2 protein-coding genes are annotated in these 1121 nt (G+C 59.9%); both read right to left on the minus strand.

Annotated features, from left to right (window positions below; translation table 11 throughout):
* A partial coding sequence (locus AWB69_RS45250; RefSeq protein WP_156529230.1) for a tyrosine-type recombinase/integrase occupies positions 1 to 578 on the minus strand: 578 nt, incomplete at its 3' end.
* A partial coding sequence (locus tag AWB69_RS45255) for a tyrosine-type recombinase/integrase (protein WP_156529231.1) occupies positions 571 to 1121 on the minus strand: 551 nt, incomplete at its 5' end. The genes AWB69_RS45250 and AWB69_RS45255, both read right to left, overlap by 8 nt.

Below are 1121 nucleotides of genomic sequence, written 5' to 3' on the forward strand. Positions count from 1 at the left end.
TTGCGGCCCTTGCCGTGAAGACGTACCGAAGGACTTCGATCCAGTTCGACGTCGCCCACGCGTATGCCGATGAGTTCGGACACTCGGGCGCCGGTGTTGTAGAGGGTTGCCAACATCACGCGATCGCGCTGGCCGCACCACGTATTGGGGTTGGGTGCATCGAGCAAGGCACATATTTCGTCTCGGGAGAGGAAGCGGACCAGCGGGCGTTCGTAACGCTTCATCGGGATTGCAAGAACCTGTTGGATCGTGCGAAGCGACTCCGGGACTCGGGACGCAGCGTAGTGCAGAAACGAGCGAACGGCGGCCAGTCGGAGATTGCGGCTGCGGATGCTGTTGTGGCGGTTCACTTCGAGGTGGTCGAGGAACGCAAGGACCAGTGGGGCATCAAGATCATTGAGTGCCAGGCGCTCAGGTGAACGGTGCAGCCGCTGTTCGGCAAATTGGAGAAGCAGCCGCATGGTATCGCGGTAAGCTGCCACAGTTCGCGGGCTAGCGTTACGTTGCTGCATCAGGCGCTCCACAAAGAACTGCTGAAGCAACTGCGCAAACGTCGGCGATGAATACAGTTCAGGCATGGCTGCCTCCTTGGTTGAAGCGCTCGAAGCGATCACTTGCAATGGCCATCAGCTCAGGTATTCCCGTTACATACCAGAACGTGTCCGTGACCTGGGTGTGTCCGACATAGGTGGAGAGCCCAAGCATGGCGTTGTCGACGTTGATTCCCTCCTGGTACCAGCCGATCAGACGACGGCAGATAAAGCTGTGCCTCAGGTCGTGGATGCGTGGGTGGGGGTGACCTCCTCGGGCCCGCCATCCGAGCTGTGCGCGAAGACAGGCGAAGGCGTATTCGATCTGGCGATAGTTCATCGGTCTGCCGCGGTCCGACACGAAGAACGCGTCGGTCGTTGACGCAGGTAACCTTTTATCGCGATCACACGCATAGGCACGGAGGACCTCGGCGGTGGTCGGATGTAGAGGAACCAGGCGCGATTTGCGAAACTTGCTCTGCCGGATCGTGAGCAGGCCGCGTTCGAGGTCTACGTCCAGGCGCCGAAGAGCCAACGCCTCCGATATACGCAAACCGGTTGCGGCGAGCAGACCGAAGACAGTTTCACAGG

Source organism: Caballeronia udeis (assembly GCF_001544555.2).
GTDB lineage: Bacteria > Pseudomonadota > Gammaproteobacteria > Burkholderiales > Burkholderiaceae > Caballeronia > Caballeronia udeis.